The organism is Serratia sp. LTN-2 (assembly GCF_059740205.1).
Window position 1 is genome coordinate 175,090 of the sequence record NZ_JCAXDO010000009.1, and the last position, 19,132, is coordinate 194,221.

Genomic DNA, 19,132 nt, shown 5'->3' on the forward strand with positions numbered 1-19,132 from the left:
CCTGTTTGTTTATACAGTCTTGCTGTGAGTATATACAGGTAAGCGCGGATTGGGAACCGAAGAATAAATAAAAATCAGTCAGTAGGCGCCTTTCGTCAGCCGAAATGCTGCCATAAGACCGTGCCCCAAACGAACAGCGCCAGCACGATCGCCAGCGACACCGCCGCCGATCCCATGTCCTTGGCCCGGCCGGACAGCTCGTGATGTTCGCTGCCGATGCGATCCACCACCGCCTCGATCGCGCTGTTCAGGATCTCGACGATCATCACCAGCGCGACCGATCCGATCAATAAAATGCGCGCTATCGCACCCACATCCAGCCACACAGCCAGTATGATAGCCAGGACGGTCGCCACCAGCTCCTGGCGGAACGCCGCCTCGTGTTGCCAGGCGGCGGAAAGCCCTTTATAGGAATAGCCGGCGGCCTTGATGATGCGGGTCAATCCGGTTGCTTGGTTTGCCATGTTTTCGTGCCTTTCTCAGAGGTCGGTCATAATAAAAAGAGTCTAGAACAGTCCGCGCTGACGGCTCTCGGTTTTCGAACACCACAGATCTGCTACCCGGTTTCTGGTATGCTTGCGGCGCATTGCTAACAAGAGGCTTCACGTTGTTATGTCAGGTTGGCGTAAAATTTATTATAAACTATTGAATTTACCACTTAAATTGTTGGTAAGAAGTAAGGTCATCCCATCAGATCCGGTTACCGAGCTAGGGTTGGATCCCTCACGGCCGATTTTGTATGTTTTGCCTTACAATTCCAAGGCGGATTTGCTGACGCTGCGCACCCAGTGCCTGGCGCAGGATCTGCCCGATCCGCTCGACTCGCTGGAGATCGACGGCACCGTGCTGCCGAGCTACGTGTTCATTCACGACGGCCCGCGCGTGTTCCGCTATTACACCCCGAAAGAAGAGTCGGTAAAACTGTTCCACGACTATCTGGATCTGCATCGCAGCAATCCGGATCTCGACATCCAGATGCTGCCGGTTTCGGTGATGTTCGGCCGCTCGCCGGGCCGCGAAGGCCACGGCACGCCGCACCTGCGTCTGTTGAACGGCGTGCAGAAATTCTTCGCCGTGCTGTGGCTCGGCCGCGACAGCTTCGTGCGTTTCTCCAACACCGTTTCGCTGCGCCGCATGGCCACCGAGCACGGCACGGATAAAACCATCGCGCAGAAACTGGCGCGCGTGGCGCGCATGCACTTCTCGCGTCAGCGCCTGGCCGCGGTAGGCCCAAGCCTGCCGGCCCGTCAGGATCTGTTCAACAAGCTGCTGGCGTCAAAGGCGATCGAAAAAGCGGTCGAGGACGAAGCGCGCAGCAAGAAGATCTCGCACGAGAAAGCCCAGCAGAACGCCATCGCGCTGATGGAAGAGATCGCCGCCGACTTCTCTTACGAAACCGTGCGTCTGTCCGATCGCGTGTTGAGCTGGACCTGGAACCGGCTGTATCAGGGTATCAACGTCACCAACGCCGAGCGCGTGCGCCAGCTGGCGCAGGACGGGCACGAGATCGTCTATGTGCCCTGCCACCGCAGCCACATGGACTACCTGCTGTTGTCGTACGTGCTGTATCACCAGGGCCTGGTGCCGCCGCACATCGCCGCGGGCATCAACCTCAACTTCTGGCCGGCCGGCCCGATCTTCCGCCGTCTCGGCGCGTTCTTCATCCGCCGCACCTTCAAGGGCAACAAGCTCTACTCGACGGTATTCCGCGAATACCTCGGCGAGCTGTTCACCCGCGGCTACTCGGTGGAATACTTCGTGGAAGGCGGCCGTTCCCGCACCGGGCGTCTGCTGGAGCCGAAGACCGGCACCCTGTCGATGACCATCCAGGCGATGCTGCGCGGCGGCGCCCGTCCGATCACGCTGGTGCCGATCTACATCGGTTACGAGCACGTGATGGAAGTGGGCACCTACGCCAAAGAGCTGCGCGGCGCCACCAAGGAAAAAGAGAGCCTGCCGCAGATGGTGCGCGGCCTGCGCAAGCTGCGCAATCTGGGCCAGGGTTACGTCAACTTCGGCGAGCCATTGCCGCTGACGGCTTATCTCAACCAGCACGTGCCGCAGTGGCGCGAGTCGATCGATCCGATCGAAGCCCAGCGCCCAAGCTGGCTGACGCCGACGGTCAACGATCTGGCCGGCCAGATCATGGTGCGCATCAACAACGCCGCCGCGGCCAACGCCATGAACCTGTGTTCCACCGCGCTGCTGGCCTCGCGCCAGCGTTCGCTGACCCGCGAACAGCTGATTGAACAGCTCGAGTGCTACCTGCAGCTGATGCGCAACGCGCCTTACGCGCGTGACGTCACCGTGCCGACGCAAACGCCGGACGAGCTGCTGGATCACGCGCTGAACATGAACAAGTTCGAGGTGGAGAAGGACAGCATCGGCGACATCATCATTCTGCCGCGCGAGCAGGCGGTGCTGATGACCTATTACCGCAACAACATCCACCACTTGTTGGTGTTGCCGTCATTGATTGCCAGCATCGTGATGCATCACCGCCGGGTATCGCGCGCCGAGCTGCTGCGCCAGATCGGCATGATCTACCCGATGCTGAAGGCCGAGCTGTTCCTGCACAACGATAAGGAACAGCTGCCGGAGGTGCTGCGGCCAATGATCGACGAGCTGATCCGCCAACAGCTGATCTGCGACAAAGGCGACGAGCTGGTGCTGAACCCGGCGCGCATTCGCCCGCTGCAATTGCTGGCCGCCGGGGTGCGCGAAACCCTGCAGCGCTACGCCATCACCATGTCGATCCTCAGCGCCAACCCGAGCATCAACCGCGGCGCGCTGGAGAAAGAGAGCCGCATCATGGCGCAGCGCCTGTCGGTACTGCATGGCATCAATGCGCCGGAGTTCTTCGACAAGGCGGTGTTCTCTACCCTGGTGGCGACGCTGCGTGAAGAAGGCTATATCAACGACAGCGGCGACGCGATCCGCGAGCACACCCTCGAGGTGTACAATATGCTGAGCGATCTGATCACGCCGGAAATCAAGCTGACCATCGAAAGCGTCAATATGCCGGCGGAGACCAACGACCTGCCGCAAGCCGACGCGGAAGAAGAGCAAGACGAGTGATTTCGCCCGGCGCGGAAAAACAAAAGGCACCCCATGGGGTGCCTTTTTTCTTGCTTTGGGGAACCGTTACCCCGGCAGATAACTCAACGCGATGCCGATAAACACCACCAGCCCGACATAGTTGTTCTGCAGGAAGGCTTTGAAGCAGGCGTCGCGCTCACGACCGGCGATCTGCTTCTGCTGGTGAATAAACAACGCGCCCGCCAGCAACAGCGACCAGTAAAACGCCCCGCCGAGCTGCGCCAGATACCCGACCCACGCCAGCAGCAACAGCGTCGCAAACTGCAGCAGCCCGACGATCAGTTTGTCATAACGGCCGAACAGAATAGCGGTGGACTTGATGCCGATCTTGAGGTCGTCATCGCGATCGACCATCGCATACAGCGTGTCGTAGGCTACCGTCCAGCAGATGTTGGCCAGCAGCAGCAGCCAGCAGCTGAGCGGCAGCGATTCGCTGACCGCCGCATAGCCCATCGGAATGCCCCAGCCGAACGCGGCGCCCAGCACAAACTGCGGCAGGTTGGTCACCCGCTTCATGAACGGGTAGACCCAGGCCAACGCCAGCGCCGCCAGCGACAGCCAGATGGTCATCGCGTTCAGCGTCAGCACCAGGCAGAACGAGATCAGCACCAGCACCACGAACAGCACCTTGGCCTCTTTCGCGCTCACCCGGCCGCTCGGCATCGGCCGCCCGGCAGTGCGCTTCACGTAGCCGTCCACCGCGCGATCGGCGTAGTCATTCACCACGCAGCCGGCGGCGCGCATCAGGAACACGCCAAGCACGAACACCACCAGAATCGACAGCGACGGCACGCCTTTCCCGGCCAGCCACAGCGCCCACAGCGTCGGCCACAGCAGCAGCAGCGTGCCGATCGGTTTATCAATGCGCATCAAATGGCTGTAAGCCCGCCATTTACTTTGAGTCACGCTTCCCTCCAAGATCTTGCTCTCCTCTCTCATGCAGGAACCGCTGAATACAGCGGTGAAGCCGGTAAAAACAGTTCGGTCAGCAACAGCGGCTTCCCCGCCAACCGCAGCCGCGAACGGCGCGCCCACAGCGCGTCCTGCCGGCCGATATGAATATAGTCGCGGGTCAGATCGCCGCTGCTGAACAGATAGCGCCCGAGCGGCAGCGTGCCCAGATCCACCAACGCCTGATCGGGGCCGGTCAGCGTATTTTCCGGGATCACCGTGCGCCCCAACAGCCAGGGCTGGCCGTCGCCCAGCAGCACCACTTCGCGCAGCCAGTAGCGCGGGCTGTCGGGTAAGTGGTTCATCTCGTCGCCCAGCGCTTCGCGCGTGACGAAGCATTCGCGCTGCGGTTCGACGCGCACCTGGGCGCAATGGCGTTCAAATCGGCGGGTCATGGAGCCTAACTCCATCAGCCAGTCGCTGACGGCGGCGGGCGCCGGAGGATCCTGTTCGGACAGCCACTCCAGCGGCGGCAGGATGGAATCCCTGATGCCAGACATTGTTTTACTCCTCGCCTGGACCGCAGCCGGTACGGCGCGCCAGACGATACAAACTGTTAACAGGCCCCCATTGTAGCGCAGAAATGCGAAAGCGGCAGGCTGATTCGTGGCGAGAACGGCGCTCGCCTCGTCCGGAAAAACCGAAGTTCTGTCATCTTTTTGCCATCCGCATTCTCTATCTTCATTCCCCGGCGCGCTGGCGATTCTGTGATCGCACGCAAAGTTTCAGCTTCCTCGCGTTGTGTTATCTACGCGCGTAGATACTCTGATGCCGCAGCGTTGAATCGCCATGCGTCCGACATGATTTGCCGGCACACCTTTGTCGCCGACACCAGGGAAACCATCTTTAACCGCGCCCCTCAAGGCGTAGAACAAAAGAGGATAGCACTGCCATGAGCGAAACAACGCTTGCCACTCCACAGTCCGCCGACGCCGCGCTGGCGGCCGATGAACGCCTGGCAACCAAAGAGGGGCGCAGCCAATTTTGGCGCGCCACCTTCTCCTGCTGGCTCGGCACCGCCATGGAATACGTCGATTTTGCGCTGTACGGCCTGGCGGCCGGCATGGTGTTCGGCGACGTGTTCTTCCCCGAAGCCACGCCGCTGGTCGCGCTGTTGGCCAGCTTCGCCACCTACTCCGTCGGCTTCGTCGCACGGCCTATCGGCGCGTTGGTGTTCGGCTGGATCGGCGATCGCAAAGGCCGCCGCGTAGTACTGATCACCACCGTGGCGCTGATGGGCCTCTCCACCACGCTGATCGGCCTGATCCCGTCCTATGCGCAAATCGGCGTCTGGGCCCCCGCCTGCCTGGTGATCCTGCGCTTCGCGCAGGGGTTCGGCGCCGGCGCGGAGCTGTCCGGCGGCGCGGTGATGCTGGCGGAGTACGCACCGGCCAAACGGCGCGGGCTGGTGGCGTCTATCATCGCCATCGGCTCCAACAGCGGTACCCTGCTGGCATCGCTGGTATGGCTGCTGGTGCTGCAGCTCGACAAAGAAGACCTGATGAGCTGGGGTTGGCGCATTCCGTTCCTCGCCAGCATTCTGATCGCCGGGGTGGCGCTGTATTTGCGCCGTCACGTACGGGAAACGCCGGTTTTCGAACGCGAGCTGCAGCAAAACCACCAGCGCATGCTGGACGCCGCCCATGCCGCACCAGATACGCGCAGCTACCTGCAACGCACCAAGGCGTTCTGGGTGATGCTCGGCCTGCGCATCGGCGAGAACGGCCCCTCTTACCTGTGTCAGGGCTTTATCGTCGGTTACGTCGCCAAAGTGCTGATGGTCGATAAATCGGTGCCGGCGCTGGCGGTGTTGATCGCCTCGCTGTGCGGTTTTCTGGTGATCCCGCTGGCCGGTTGGTTGTCTGACCGCTTCGGCCGCCGCATCACCTACCGCTGGTTCTGCCTGCTGCTGGTGCTGTACGCCTTCCCGGCGTTCTGGCTGCTCGACAGCCGTGATCCGGCGATCGTCATCTCGGTGATCGTGGTCGGCATGTGCATCGCGTCGCTGGGGATCTTCGGCGTGCAGGCGGCCTACGGCGTCGAACTGTTCGGCGTGAAGAACCGCTACTCCAAGATGGCGTTCGCCAAAGAGCTCGGCTCGATCCTCTCCGGCGGCACCGCGCCGCTGATCGCCACCGCGCTGCTGTCCGGTTTCGGTCACTGGTGGCCTGTCGCCTGCTATTTTGTTGTAATGGCGGCCATCGGCTTAATCACCACCTTCTTTGCTCCCGAAACCCGCGGCCGCGATCTCAACCTGCCGCAGGATGCCGCGTAGCAAGAAGGCGAACAGGATCCCAATTTGGATAATCACTCCGCGCGACGCGTTACCCGCGCCGACGTGGCCCGCGTAGCGGGTACCTCCGTCGCCGTGGTCAGCTATGTGATCAACAACGGCCCGCGCCCGGTGGCGGAAGCCACCCGGCTGCGCGTGCTGGCGGCGATCGAGCAAACCGGCTACCGCCCGAACGATATCGCGCGGGCGTTGGCCTCCGGCAGTACGCAAACCTACGGGCTGGTGGTGCCGGATATTTCCAACCCGTTCTTCGCCACGCTGGCGCGAGCGCTGCAGCAAGAGGCCTTCAGCCGCGGCCGCGTGTTGCTGCTGGGCGACGCCGGCGACGACCGGCAGCGCGAGTATGAGCTGATCAACAACCTGTTACGTCGCCAGGTCGACGGCCTGCTGTACACCAGCGTCGATCGCCACCCGTGGTTCGATCTGATCCGCGCCTCCGGCACGCCCTGCGTAATGATAGACACCATCGACAACCAGGCCGACATCTGCGCCATTCGCGTCGACGAACGCGATGCCGCCTGCCAGGCAACCCGCCATCTGCTGCAGCACGGCTATCGTGATATCGGCATTTTTATCGGCCCGCTGACCATGCTCAACGCGCAGGATCGCCTGAACGGCTGGCGCGATGCACTGCTGGAGGCGGGCATCACGCCGCGCGACGAGTGGATTTTCGAGGTGCCCTACACCCGCCAGGGCGGCTACCAGGCCACCCAGCGCCTGGTGCGGGGCCCGCGCCCACGCGCCATTTTCACCTCTAACGAACAGCAGGCGCTCGGCTGCCTGTCGGCGCTGGCGGAGCATGGGCTGCGCGCACCGGACGATCTGGCGCTGATCTGTTTTAATGGCACGCAGCAATCCGAATTCAGCGTGCCGCCGCTCAGCGCGGTCGAGCAGCCGATCGACGCCATGGCCAAGCGGGCCATCGCCATGCTGGCCGCCGGCGCCGTACCCGCCGAGCCGCACGAATTCGCTTTTCAACTGCGCATCCGCCGCTCGTGCGGCTGTTAGCGGTTTTTCAGGACACCTTATATGCGTTTGATCATTGATTGCGATCCCGGCAACGGCGTTCCCGGTGCCAACGTCGACGACGGCCTGGCGCTGGCCCTGGCGCTGGCGGCCAAACCGCAGCTGCAGCTGGAACTGATCAGCATCGTGGCCGGCAACACCCCGCGCGAAGTGGGTTTCGCCGTCGCCACCCAGCTGCTGGCGCAGAGCGGTTATCAGGTGCCCGTCGCTCTCGGCGCAGCGCGCGCCCTGAGCGAGCCGCCAGAGCCGTGGCGCGCTCATCTGGACCGCCCGATCGCCGATCCGAAGCTGGCGTCGCTGTGGCGCGGCCTGCCCACGCCTTCTTTCGCCAATGCGCCCGCACCGGACGCCGCCATCGCCATCGGTGAGTTGATCTGCCGGCATCCCGGCGAGGTCACGTTGGCGGCGATCGGTCCGTTGACCAACGTTGCGCACACCATGCAACTTTACCCGCAGATGGCGCAGGCGGTGAAAGAGATCGTCATCATGGGCGGCGTGTTCAACGTTGAGGGGTACATCAAGGACACCAATTTCGGTTTGGATCCGGAAGCCGCGCGGCTGGTATTGAACAGCGGTGCCAATATCACGCTGGCGCCGCTGGACGTCACCACCCAGACCATGCTGACCCAGGCGGATCTGGCTACTCTGACGCAACCGGATACGCCGCTGTGCCGCTATTTACGCGCCACCACGCAGCCGTGGATCGACTATTCGCGCCATACGCGGCGCCTGCCGGGCTGCTGGATCCATGATGCGCTGGTGATCGCCTGGCTGCTGGAACCGCAGCTGGTCACGACCGAAATGTTCCATGTGGATGTGGCGCTGGAAGGAGCGTTGACGCGCGGCAGCTCACGCCGCTGGCGGCCGGACAGCCTGCGCCTGACGGTCGGCATGCCGCCGCCTCCGGGCAAGCCGGTGCGCATCATGCAGCAGGTGGACAACGCCCGTCTGCTGGCGCTGATCGGCGCAACGCTGGCGCGCGGATGAAAAAAGGTGCGCCAAGGCGCACCAATCATCGAGCCAGCATCGGCAGCGCCGGGTGTTACCCCTTGCCTTTAACGCTGCTGATAAAGGTTTTACGCGCGGTGGTCGAGCCCAGCTTTTCGGCCTCATTCATCAGCTTCAGCGCCTTGTCGATATCGCCCGCCTTCACCGCCTGTTTGATGCCGTTATTGAAGTAGCTTTCTGTATCGTTGAGCATCGGCTCCGCCGGTTTCTCCGGGGTCGGTGCTGGCGCGGCGGCCGGGGCGTTCGACCCCACCACCACCGGCGCCACGGTCGGCGCAGGCTGCAGCATGCCAATCATCACGTTGCCGGTGCCCTGTTCGGCGGTCACTTTGAGCTTCAACGTGCCGGTCGTCGCATGGCCGGCGATCGGATCCGGGATATCCGGCACCGCGTTACCCACGCCCTGCGCATAGGCCTTGGCCGGGTTGGTCAGCTGCGTGGTCTTCGCCAAATCCTGGCGGGTGGTGTACACCAGCAGGTAAATCTGTTTTTGACCGAGCGCCGGCGTCAGTTTCAGCGTGCCTTCGAGACGATCGGAGGACATCGCCCCCGGCGGCTGATACGGGAAGTAGCTGCTCGGGTAATACGCCGCCGGGCGCAGATGCTCGTCCAGCACCAGCACGCTCGGCGCGTACAGCGAATTGTTTTTGGCGAGGCTGCTCAGCGTCACTTCCAGCGAACCGCGATCGGCCGGCAGCGTATAGGCGGCGATCGCCCCCTGAATCTCGCCCTGATTGAGTTGCGGGCTGACGGCGTCGAGCTTCACCTCTTGCGACACCGGCGGCTGCAGCGGCTGCCACGGCAGGCTTTGCAGCGTGGCGGCGCTGATGGCCGGCGCGACGGAGACATTGGCCGGCGTATCGGCGTTGGCCGCCAAAGGCGCGCCGACGGTCAGCGCCAGCGACAGGCAGAGTGACAGCAGATTCTTTTTCATCGTTATAGCCTCTTTCAGCGCCGCGAAGGATCAGGCAAGAGATCCGGCTGCGGCGAATGCGGTTGGGGGAGAGCCTGCGGCCCTCCCCATCCTGTCGTTACCACCAAATTTCCATCTGGGCGCCGAAGGTGACTTCGTCATCCTTGCCGCGGCTGAAGGTATGCATGCTGGTGTCGTTGTAAGCGGTACCGGCGTTATACCCGGTATCGTCGCTGGTGGCGTAACCCCATTTCTCATCCCACTTGGCGTAGGTGGCGAACAGGCGGATGGCCGGACGCGACCAGATGCTGTTGCCCGCCTGCCACTGCTGCGCCAGGGTCACTTTGTACTGCCCGTTGCGATCGCCGGTGCGCTGGGATTTAACGTTGTCGTAGCCGGCTTCCAGCAGGGTGCTCATGATCGGCGTCCATTTGTACATCGGGCGCACGCCCACGGTGTACCAGGTGGTGCCGTTATTGTTGTCGCGGTCGATATCCTGGAACATGGCGACGTACATCAGCGCCCATTGATCGTTGAAGTCGATGGCGCCGTGATCCAGCACGCGGATCATCTTGCCGTTGTTATCGATGGTGGCGCCTTCGTTGCGGCCGTTGTTCTGCGAGGTCATCGAGTCAGTAGCGTACTGCAGCACGAATTTGTTGTAGCCATTCAGAATGCTCTGCGTGTGTTCCGCAGTGAACATCCAGCCGTCTTTGCTGGCGCCGTCGGCCAGGTGGTAATGGTCCTGCGCATTAGCGCGGCCGTAGTCCACGCCCAGCTCCAGGGTGCCGCCCGGGTTCAGCTCCAGCCCGGCCAGGCGCAGGTCGAAGGTATCGTTGACGGTCGGACGCTGTTTCCATTCGTTATCCAGGTAGCCGTAAGAGCCGCCGGATTCGGAGTTGCGGGTCACGGCAGCGGACAGCTTGCCGAAGCCCAGATCGATATTTTCCAGACCGGCGCCCGGGCCGGAGATATCCCAGTAATAGAAGTCGATCATGTGAACGTCATGACGCTGATAGAAGCGCTTACCGGCCCACAGCGTGGAGCCTGGCAGCCAATCGATCAGGTTTTTACCCTGCACGTTGACTTCGCGGAAGCCCGGGGTCACGTCTTCCCAGTCGGAACGCTGCGAGACCGAATAGGCCAGGTTGGTGTCGAAATAGAAGCTCTTGTCGCCTTCTTTCCACACTTCCTGCCCCAGTTTCAGTTCGGCGTAGGTTTCGCATTCGTTGCCGAGACGGTACTTGCTCGCGGCGCCGGTGGCCTTGAAGCACTGTTGCTCACCGCCGCTGCCGGTCCAGCCGATGCCGGAACGGGCGTAACCGTGGAAATCCACGGCCAGCGCCTGGGTGGAGAGAACACCGGCGGCGACAGCCAGTGCCAGAGGAAGTTTGCGCAGAGTAGTCATCATTATTCTCCTGTTATACCGACTTTGATGCTTTAAACGCCCGGCTCCTGGTGCAGCCGTTTACATGCCGTACCGTCTTCACGGAACAGGTGGCAACGGTGAGGCGGCAGGCCGATGGCGAATGTGGCACCTTCTTCTACCAGCACCACGTCGTTCTGGCGGTACACCAGGTTTTGACGGATGGCCGGGATTTGGATGTGGATTTGCGTCTCGTTGCCGAGCTGCTCCACCACCTGTACGTCGCCGGTAAGCCGCACTTCAGAGGCTTCACCGGGCAGCAGATGTTCGGGGCGAATGCCCAGTGACAGGTTGGCGCCGGGCTGAACGCCCGCGCCCTCCACCGGCAGCCACACCAGCTGGCGGTTGGGCAGTTCAACCTGCACCTGCCGTGATTCCGCTGCGGTCACCTTGACCGGCAGGAAGTTCATCTTCGGCGAGCCGATAAACCCGGCGACGAAGCGGTTGGCCGGATAGTGATACAGTTCCAACGGCTTGCCGACCTGCGCCACGCGCCCGGCGTCGAGCACCACGATCTTGTCGGCCAGCGTCATCGCTTCGACCTGATCGTGGGTGACGTAAATCATGGTGCGCTGCAGGCGCTTGTGCAGGCGGGAGATCTCGATGCGCATCTGCACCCGCAGCGCGGCGTCGAGGTTGGACAGCGGCTCGTCGAGCAGGAACACGTCCGGCTCGGCCACCAAGGTGCGACCGATCGCCACGCGCTGGCGCTGCCCGCCGGACAGCGCCTTCGGCCGCCGATCGAGCAGGTGCGCCAGCTGCAGCACCTCGGAAACCTGATTCACCCGTTGATTGATCTCCGCTTTCCTGGCGCCGGCCAACTTCAGGCCGAACGACATGTTGTCCGCCACCGACAGGTGCGGATACAGCGCGTAGGACTGGAACACCATGCCGATGCCGCGCTCGGAAGGCGGCACCTCATTCATGCGTTGGTCGCCGATCAGCAGATCGCCGGAGGTGATGTCCTCCAGCCCGGCGATCATGCGCAGCAGCGTCGATTTGCCGCAGCCCGACGGCCCGACAAACACCACAAACTCGCCGTCGTCGATGGTCAGATTGACGTTTTTGGAAATCACGGCCTCACCGAAGGCCTTATAAACGCTGCGCAGTGTGACGCTAGCCATGCGTTACTCCCCTGCTTTCGCAGTTAACATGTCGTGTGAAAATGGCGGAGGCAAAGCCCGCCAAAACCCATTGATGACCCTCTTGCTGCGCGCCGTGCTGCCATGCCAACGGCAAGGTCGCCTCAGACGGCGCGGCCGCCTGAGTATAAGGCTGCAGGTTTATCAGCGCTTCAAGGCATTGATCCTGATGGGTAATAAGTAAGCGCACCACGCCATCCCGCTGGCTGATCGCGTTCAGTTCGCCGCGCTGGAACAGCGGCGAACGGCGCAGGGCCAGCAGCGCCTGGCAGTAACGTAAGGTGGAATGGCTATCGTGCTGTTGGCGGCTGATGGCCAGCTCGCGGTGTTCGATCGCCACCTGCTGATACCAGCTGATTTCGCCGGCGGTGACCTGTTCGGGGGCTTCATGCCACGGCATCGGCGTTTGCGCACCGCGCGGATCCTGCAGGCCGGCGGCGTGCGGCAGCCCCAGCTCTTCGCCCTGATACAGGCAGATCGGCGCCGGCAACATCGCCAACAGGGTGAGAAAAGCGGTAGCGGAACGCAGGTCGCCCTGCCCCCAGCGGCTCACCACCCGTGGCTGATCGGCGTCGCCGGTGCTCCACAGGCTGTCCGCCAGCGTCGCGCGGCGGGCGTGCAGCACCGCCACCAGCTTCTCCGCGCTGAACGGCATCACGTCCAGCGCCAGCGCGCCGTGGGCGAACCGCTGCGGCGCGACGGCATTGCAAACGCGGTTGGCTTCATCGCCATACCACAGCGTCAGCCCTTCGCCCGTCACCGCCGCCTCGACCTCCGGTGCCAGCATCTGCGGCAGCAACAGACCGTCGATAGACAGCGCTTTCAGGTAGGGCAGCGCCGCCAGCATGCCGTGCGCGTCGCCCACACCGTCCCCGTTTCCGTCACGGAAACTGGCCGGATGGATCCGGTACAGGGTGGGCTGAGTGGCGATAGGCATTGGTGACATAAATCCGGTATCCCTGCTGCGCGTGGCGTTGAAAATCAATGGGGCCGATAGTGCGGGAGTCGCCGGAAAGGGTAATCATCCGTAACAGGATTTTTCATGGGGGAGGAGACGGGAGGATGAGAGAACGACCGCAGCGATGAGAAGTTCCGCGCCGAGGGCAAATCTGTGATCAAGCTGGCAAAAATCGCCCCCCTATTTTGTGCCTGACGCCACAGAATAGAGCGCAACGTTAACTGGATCACACTCCTCATCTCAGGGGCGTAGAGGGGGGGAGGATGAGAATATGTCGCGTTGTGACCCACTATGATCGCGAAACGTCTCTCCTTGATTTATGTGCCCACAAAAAGAAGGACTGGATTATGACTCGCAGCATTACCCTCGCCCGCACGCTGGCGCTCTCGGCACTGGCCACCCTGGTGCTCTCTTCTTCCGCCTTCGCCAAGATTGAGGAAGGCAAACTGGTTATCTGGATCAACGGCGACAAGGGCTATAACGGCCTGGCCGAAGTCGGCAAGAAATTCGAAAAAGACACCGGCATCAAGGTCACCGTCGAGCATCCGGACAAGCTGGAAGAAAAATACCCGCAGGTGGCCGCCACCGGCGACGGCCCGGACATCATCTTCTGGGCCCACGATCGCTTTGGCGGCTATGCGCAGTCCGGCCTGCTGGCCGAAATCCACCCGTCCAAAGCCTTCCAGGACAAGCTGTTTCCGTTCACCTGGGACGCCGTGCGTTACGACGGCAAGCTGATCGGCTATCCGATAGCCGTCGAGGCGCTGTCGCTGATTTACAACAAAGACCTGGTCAAACAGCCGCCGAAGACCTGGGAAGAGATCCCGGCGCTGGACAAACAGCTGCGCGCCAGCGGCAAAAGCGCCATCATGTGGAACCTGCAGGAGCCCTATTTCACCTGGCCTATCATCGCCGCCGACGGCGGTTATGCCTTCAAGTATGAAAACGGCAAATACAACATCAAGGATGTCGGCGTCGCCAACGCCGGTTCGCAGGCCGGTCTGCAGTTCATCGTCGATCTGGTGAAAAACAAACACATCAACGCCGATACCGATTACTCGATCGCCGAAGCTGCGTTCAACAAAGGCCAGACGGCGATGACCATCAACGGTCCGTGGGCCTGGAACAACATCGAGCAGAGCAAAATCAACTACGGCGTGACGCTGCTGCCGACCTTCAAAGGCAAACCGTCCAAACCGTTCGTCGGCGTGTTGACCGCCGGTATCAACGCCGCCAGCCCGAATAAGGAGCTGGCGACCGAGTTCCTCGAAAACTACCTGCTGACCAACGAAGGGCTGGCGGACGTCAACAAAGACAAGCCGCTGGGCGCGGTGGCGCTGAAGTCTTATCAGGAGGCGCTGGCTAAAGATCCGAAGATCGCCGCCACCATGCAGAACTCGCAAAACGGGGAAATCATGCCGAACATCCCGCAGATGAGCGCCTTCTGGTACGCCGAACGCAGCGCGGTGATCAACGCCGTCAGCGGCCGTCAGACGGTGAAAGCCGCGCTGGACGACGTGCAGACCCGTATCACCAAGTAATGACGTCGTGCGGGGCGCCACGGTGCCCCGCCATTGCTTCACAGAAAGGAACGCCCTATGCAATTCGCTCACGCCGGGACGCCTGCGCGTAAAAAATCGAAGTGGTGGCAAAGCGACGCGCTGAAATGGCTGGTGGTCGGCCTGTTCAGCCTGGTGACCTGCTACCTGATTGTGTTGATGTATGCACAGGGTGAATACCTGTTCGCTATCCTGACGCTGATCCTGGTCAGCGCCGGACTTTACGTCTTCGCCAACCGCCGTGCCTACGCCTGGCGCTATGTGTATCCCGGCGTCGCCGGCATGGGACTGTTCGTCCTGTTCCCGCTGATCTGCACCATCGCCATCGCCTTTACCAACTACAGCAGCACCAACCAGCTGACCTTTGAGCGCGCGCAATCGGTGCTGATGCAGCGCCAGTTCCAGAGCGGCAAAACCTTCACCTTCGGCCTCTACCCGGCGGAAAATCAGCAATGGCGCCTGCAGTTAACCTCGCCGGACAGTGAACAGCCGTTGATTTCCGAGCCTTTCCGCCTCGACGCCGCTGCACCGCAAACCCTGGCATTGACCACCCAGAGCACCGCGCCGCAGGGCGAGCGCGCCACGCTGCGGGTGATCACCCAGAACCGACAGGCGCTGAGCCAGCTGGTGGCGCAACTGCCCGACGGCGGTGAATTGCGCATGAGCTCTCTTCGCCAATTCTCCGGCACCCGCCCGCTGTATGCGCTGGACAAAGACGGCAGCACGCTGACCAATAACCAGACCCAGGTGCGCTATCGGCCGAACGGCGACATCGGCTTCTATCAGGCGATCAATGCCGACGGCGGCTGGGCGCAAGAAACCCTGAGCCCAGGCTATACCGTCACCACCGGCTGGAAAAACTTCCTGCGGGTGCTGCAGGACGAGGGCATCAAAAAACCGTTCGTGTCGATCTTCATCTGGACCATCGTGTTCTCGGTGATGACGGTGATCCTTACCGTAGCGGTCGGCATGGTGTTGGCCTGCGTGGTGCAGTGGGAGGCGCTGAAAGGCAAGGCGATATATCGCGTGCTGCTGATCCTGCCCTATGCGGTGCCGTCGTTCATCTCGATCCTGATCTTCAAAGGCTTGTTCAACCAGAGCTTCGGCGAGATCAACATGATGCTCAGCCATCTGTTCGGCATCAAACCGGCCTGGTTCAGCGATCCGCTCACCGCCAAGAGCATGATCCTGATCGTCAACACCTGGCTCGGCTACCCGTACATGATGATCCTGTGCATGGGGCTGCTGAAGGCGATCCCGGACGATCTGTACGAGGCCTCGGCGATGGACGGCGCCAACCCGTGGCAGAACTTCTTCCGTATCACCTTCCCGCTGCTGATCAAACCGCTGACGCCGCTGATGATCGCCAGCTTCGCCTTCAACTTTAACAACTTCGTGCTGATCCAGCTGCTGACCAACGGCGGCCCGGACATGATCGGCACCACCACGCCGGCCGGCTATACCGATCTGCTGGTCAGCTACACCTACCGCATCGCCTTCGAAGGCGGCGGCGGGCAAGACTTCGGCCTGGCGGCCGCCATCGCCACGCTGATCTTCCTGTTGGTAGGCGCGCTGGCGATCCTGAATTTGAAAGCCAGCAAGATGAACTTCGATTAGGGAGAATAACGATGGCCATGGTTCAACCCAAATCCCAGCGCCTGCGGCTGTGGATCACCCATATTTTGATGCTGTGCTTTATCGCCCTGATCATGTTCCCGCTGCTGATGGTGGTGGCCATCTCGCTGCGTTCAGGCAACTTCGCCACCGGCAGCCTGATACCGGAAACCCTCTCCTGGGATCACTGGCGGCTGGCGCTCGGCTTCAGCGTCACCCACGCCGACGGCAGCGTGACGCCGCCGCCGTTCCCGGTGCTGCTGTGGCTGTGGAACTCCATCAAGATCGCGGCGATCACCGCGATCGGCATCGTGACGCTGTCCACCACCTGCGCCTACGCCTTCGCCCGCATGCGCTTTCGCGGCAAGAGCACCTTGCTGAAAAGCATGCTGATCTTCCAGATGTTCCCGGCGGTGCTGTCGCTGGTGGCGCTGTACGCCCTGTTCGATCGCCTGGGACAGTACATTCCGTTTATCGGTCTGAACACCCACGGCGGGGTGATCTTCGCCTACATGGGCGGCATCGCGCTGCACGTCTGGACCATCAAGGGCTATTTCGAAACCATCGATAACTCGCTGGAAGAGGCGGCGGCGCTGGACGGCGCCACGCCGTGGCAGGCGTTCCGTCTGGTGCTGTTGCCGCTGTCGGTGCCGATTCTGGCGGTGGTGTTCATTCTGTCGTTTATCGCCGCCATCACCGAGGTGCCGGTGGCGTCGCTGCTGCTGCGCGATGTGAACAGCTACACGCTGGCGGTGGGGATGCAGCAATATCTCAACCCGCAGAACTACCTGTGGGGCGACTTCGCCGCTGCTGCGGTGCTGTCGGCGATACCGATTACCGCCGTGTTCCTGCTGGCGCAGCGCTGGCTGGTGGGCGGCCTGACGGCCGGCGGCGTGAAGGGGTAATGTGTGCCACTGCAGTGCGTTGGATGTCTTTCCTTATCTTTTACCCTATGGATTTCAAGTTACAGCTAGCGAGTGCAGTCAACAACGCTGTAGCTTGAAAGACGACGGGTAATTATATCCTGTGTCTTTGGCGGCCATTGGCCGCCATTTTTATCTCCGCTATTCCCGTTTCAGCCGATCGGTGTTGGCCAGATAGAGCGTCACCACCAGCACCAATATCGCCGCGGCGTAGATCAGGGTATCGATGGGATTCTTGTGATCCACGATAATCAAACGAATAATCGCGGTAATGCCGATATAAATAAAATAGCGCAGCGGGAAATGATAACCCGACTCAAAATACTTGACGATCAAGGCGATAAATTCAAAGTACAAGAAATAAATCACGATGCCTTCAATCAACAGGTATGAAGAAGACTCTTCGCTATTGATAAAGAGTACCTTCGCCAGGTGAATGGTCTCCTTGACCAGAAACACCACCAGAATTGCCGCCAGCAGCAGCAAGCCTACGTTCAGCACCCGCTGCAGCCCTTTCGCTATCATGATCGAACGCGACGTTTTTGCCATAAAACCTCTCTCTGAATACCGCTAATATGATTCAACCGTGCCAATATAGGCATTGTCTTAAAAATCATGCCCCGTGCGAAAGCACTTTAAACCCCATTTAATTCATAAAGTTATAATAAGATGTTTCTGGCTTATAGATTTGTAGCAAATCGAAATGTCAACTATCATGGGTCACAGAGATCTTTACATAAAACCAATAACCTCGAATTAACAAGGGAATTCTTTATGCGCGCTAAACTTAACGGACTGGTCGCTGCAGGCCTGTTTACCTGTGCATTGTCCGGCCACGCCGCCGGCCTGGTAACCCCTGACAACGATCTGCGTAACGATCTCGCCTGGCTGTCTGACCGTGGCGTCATCAACGTCAGCCTGTCCACCTGGCCGCTGAGTCAGGAAGAGATCAGTTCCGTTATCGCGCAGGCCAAGCCGGTCACCAATACCGAGAAAAACGTCATCGATCGCGTGCAGCGCCGTGTCGATGCCTTGAAAGCCAACATCCGCGTCAGCGGTTACGCTTCGACGGATAAGCCCGGTACCCCGCAGGGCTTCGGCCAAAATGAGTACGCCGACGATCGCCTGACCATCGGCGCCGGCGCCAACGGCGAGTTCTGGGACGTACGTCTGCAGGGCTCGGTGGAAGGCGATCAGCGCGTCAGCGACGGCTCCAAATTCAATATGAACGGCTCCTACGGCGCGGTGAAAATCTGGAACCAGTGGCTCTCCTTCGGCGAAGTTTCCCAGTGGTGGGGCCCTGGCTACGACGGCAGCCTGATCCGTTCCGATGCCGCACGCCCGGTGGCGGGCTTTATGCTGCAGCGCGCCGATCAATCGCCATTTGAAACCCCGTGGCTGTCGTGGATCGGCCGCTGGCAATACCAGCTGACCGCCGGCCAGCTGTCACAGTACAGTTCCGTACCGCACACCAAACTGATCGGCGGCCGTTTTACCATGATGCCGACCGACTTCGTCGAGCTTGGCGCTTCACGCATCATGATGTGGGGTGGTGAGGGCCGTCCGCAGTCGTGGCGCTCTTTCTGGGATGGTGTAACCGGCAACGATAACACCGGCGATCCTAAAAACGATCCGAGCAACCAACTGGGCGGTTTCGACTTTAAGCTGAAGCTGCAACCTTTGCTCGGGATACCGGTCAGTTTATACGGTCAGGCCATCGGTGAAGATGAAGCCGGTATGTTGCCTTCGCATAACGCCTATTTGCTGGGGCTGGAAGGCCACCCGGAGTGGGGCCCAACCACCATCAACTGGTATATTGAAGGAGCCGACACACGTTCGGAATTCAGCACCAAAGATGTGATCTACCAACACTATGTCTATCGCGGCGGCTACTATCAGCAGGGCTATCCGTTGGGCCATGCGATGGGCGGCGACGGCCAGATGCTGTCCGGCCGCGTCGAACTGGTTCTGGATGACAGCCAGCGCTGGAGCACTCGTCTGGTATACGCCAAAGTGAACCCAAGCAATCAGAACTATAACAAGGCATTCCCGAAATCCGATACGCTGAAGGGCATTCAGGTCGGCTGGGGTTACACCTTCCCGTCGCAGGTTAAGTTCGACACCAGCCTGTGGTACACCGACAACGATCACAGCACCGCCGATGACGTGGGCGCGGGCGTCAGCTTCGAAGTGCCGATCAACCTGTAATTTTCTGCAGAC

Annotated in this window: 16 protein-coding genes; 8 read left to right on the forward strand and 8 right to left on the reverse strand. The window is 61.1% G+C overall.

Going from position 1 to position 19,132, the window contains the following annotated elements; translation table 11 throughout:
* Positions 1-95: 95 nt before the first annotated feature.
* Complete coding sequence (locus AC6BYQ_RS17980) at positions 96-464, reverse strand: diacylglycerol kinase (RefSeq protein WP_019453222.1); 369 nt, start codon at positions 462-464, stop codon at positions 96-98.
* Between the two features lie 148 nt (positions 465-612).
* On the opposite strand from AC6BYQ_RS17980, the gene plsB reads away from it, so the two are divergent.
* The gene (plsB, locus tag AC6BYQ_RS17985; protein WP_025160137.1) at positions 613-3,078 is read left to right on the forward strand and encodes a glycerol-3-phosphate 1-O-acyltransferase PlsB; all 2,466 of its coding nucleotides are present in this window, start codon (positions 613-615) and stop codon (positions 3,076-3,078) included.
* 66 nt (positions 3,079-3,144) lie between these two features.
* Here the strand turns inward: plsB and ubiA are convergent, their stop codons facing one another.
* Both ubiA and ubiC read right to left on the reverse strand, forming a co-directional pair.
* Positions 3,145-4,017, reverse strand: coding sequence for a 4-hydroxybenzoate octaprenyltransferase (gene ubiA, locus AC6BYQ_RS17990; protein ID WP_139285558.1), 873 nt, complete (start codon positions 4,015-4,017; stop codon positions 3,145-3,147).
* 17 nt (positions 4,018-4,034) lie between these two features.
* Positions 4,035-4,550 carry a chorismate lyase gene (gene ubiC / locus AC6BYQ_RS17995; RefSeq protein WP_498057295.1) on the reverse strand — a complete coding sequence of 172 codons (516 nt, stop codon included), beginning with the start codon at positions 4,548-4,550 and terminating at the stop codon, positions 4,035-4,037.
* Positions 4,551-4,942: 392 nt separating this feature from the next.
* Between ubiC and AC6BYQ_RS18000 the strand changes: the two genes are divergently transcribed.
* From AC6BYQ_RS18000 to AC6BYQ_RS18010, 3 genes are read left to right on the forward strand one after another with little or no spacing between them, the layout of a single operon-like run.
* On the forward strand, positions 4,943-6,325 hold the full coding sequence (locus AC6BYQ_RS18000; RefSeq protein ID WP_019453226.1) for an MFS transporter: 1,383 nt from the start codon (positions 4,943-4,945) through the stop codon (positions 6,323-6,325).
* 24 nt (positions 6,326-6,349) lie between these two features.
* Positions 6,350-7,351, forward strand: coding sequence for a LacI family DNA-binding transcriptional regulator (locus AC6BYQ_RS18005; protein ID WP_019453227.1), 1,002 nt, complete (start codon positions 6,350-6,352; stop codon positions 7,349-7,351).
* A 21-nt stretch (positions 7,352-7,372) separates the two neighbouring features.
* Complete coding sequence (locus tag AC6BYQ_RS18010; RefSeq protein ID WP_498057296.1) at positions 7,373-8,356, forward strand: nucleoside hydrolase; 984 nt, start codon at positions 7,373-7,375, stop codon at positions 8,354-8,356.
* A 55-nt stretch (positions 8,357-8,411) separates the two neighbouring features.
* On the opposite strand, the gene malM is transcribed toward AC6BYQ_RS18010, so the two are convergent.
* The 4 genes from malM to AC6BYQ_RS18030 form a co-directional block, all read right to left on the reverse strand.
* Positions 8,412-9,311, reverse strand: coding sequence for a maltose operon protein MalM (malM, locus tag AC6BYQ_RS18015; protein ID WP_063918664.1), 900 nt, complete (start codon positions 9,309-9,311; stop codon positions 8,412-8,414).
* Positions 9,312-9,408: 97 nt separating this feature from the next.
* On the reverse strand, positions 9,409-10,701 hold the full coding sequence (locus AC6BYQ_RS18020) for a maltoporin (RefSeq protein ID WP_498057297.1): 1,293 nt from the start codon (positions 10,699-10,701) through the stop codon (positions 9,409-9,411).
* A 29-nt stretch (positions 10,702-10,730) separates the two neighbouring features.
* Positions 10,731-11,840 (reverse strand): maltose/maltodextrin ABC transporter ATP-binding protein MalK, encoded by a 1,110-nt coding sequence (gene malK, locus AC6BYQ_RS18025; RefSeq protein ID WP_498057298.1) that lies wholly within the window; start codon positions 11,838-11,840, stop codon positions 10,731-10,733.
* The gene (locus AC6BYQ_RS18030; protein WP_197667945.1) at positions 11,833-12,804 is read right to left on the reverse strand and encodes an alpha-amylase family glycosyl hydrolase; all 972 of its coding nucleotides are present in this window, start codon (positions 12,802-12,804) and stop codon (positions 11,833-11,835) included. The genes malK and AC6BYQ_RS18030 overlap by 8 nt, the downstream gene beginning before the upstream one ends.
* Before the next feature lie 359 nt (positions 12,805-13,163).
* On the opposite strand from AC6BYQ_RS18030, the gene malE reads away from it, so the two are divergent.
* The 3 genes from malE to malG are packed head-to-tail and all read left to right on the forward strand — an operon-like array spanning position 13,164 to position 16,894.
* Positions 13,164-14,357 (forward strand): maltose/maltodextrin ABC transporter substrate-binding protein MalE, encoded by a 1,194-nt coding sequence (gene malE / locus AC6BYQ_RS18035; RefSeq protein WP_019453233.1) that lies wholly within the window; start codon positions 13,164-13,166, stop codon positions 14,355-14,357.
* Positions 14,358-14,414: 57 nt separating this feature from the next.
* Entirely contained in the window at positions 14,415-15,992 is a 1,578-nt protein-coding gene (gene malF / locus AC6BYQ_RS18040) for a maltose ABC transporter permease MalF (protein WP_498057299.1), read from the forward strand.
* Positions 15,993-16,003: 11 nt separating this feature from the next.
* Positions 16,004-16,894 (forward strand): maltose ABC transporter permease MalG, encoded by an 891-nt coding sequence (gene malG, locus AC6BYQ_RS18045; RefSeq protein WP_004936696.1) that lies wholly within the window; start codon positions 16,004-16,006, stop codon positions 16,892-16,894.
* Positions 16,895-17,053: 159 nt separating this feature from the next.
* Here malG and psiE read toward each other — a convergent pair whose 3' ends face one another.
* Positions 17,054-17,461 carry a phosphate-starvation-inducible protein PsiE gene (gene psiE, locus AC6BYQ_RS18050; protein ID WP_015379238.1) on the reverse strand — a complete coding sequence of 136 codons (408 nt, stop codon included), beginning with the start codon at positions 17,459-17,461 and terminating at the stop codon, positions 17,054-17,056.
* A gap of 225 nt (positions 17,462-17,686) precedes the next feature.
* On the opposite strand from psiE, the gene AC6BYQ_RS18055 reads away from it, so the two are divergent.
* Positions 17,687-19,120, forward strand: coding sequence for a capsule assembly Wzi family protein (locus AC6BYQ_RS18055; RefSeq protein ID WP_498057300.1), 1,434 nt, complete (start codon positions 17,687-17,689; stop codon positions 19,118-19,120).
* Positions 19,121-19,132: the final 12 nt, after the last annotated feature.